Raw genomic sequence first — 237 nt, forward strand, 5'->3', positions numbered from 1 at the left:
TAATGAATTCATCGCGTAACTCCTTTGAGATGATGTGTTTTAGCAGATTCATTATACTTCAAAGGTGTGGTTACGCGATATTTATTTGTTCAAAAAGTTGTAAACTGCTGAATGTATTCAAACACTAGCATATAGGCTTGTTGATAATTTTCAATCTTAAATCGATTCAGCCATTCTCGCTTAATCAAGGCATGGAATGATTCTATGCAGGCATTATCCCATGGATAGCCTTTCTTC

General features: G+C 35.0%; 1 protein-coding gene. It reads right to left on the bottom strand.

Going from position 1 to position 237, the window contains the following annotated elements; translation table 11 throughout:
- Positions 1–89 precede the first annotated feature (89 nt).
- A partial coding sequence (locus ACFCTO_RS12260; protein ID WP_499876976.1) for an integrase core domain-containing protein occupies positions 90–237 on the bottom strand: 148 nt, incomplete at its 5' end.

The organism is Megasphaera indica, from assembly GCF_046614755.1.
Lineage (GTDB): Bacteria > Bacillota > Negativicutes > Veillonellales > Megasphaeraceae > Megasphaera > Megasphaera intestinihominis.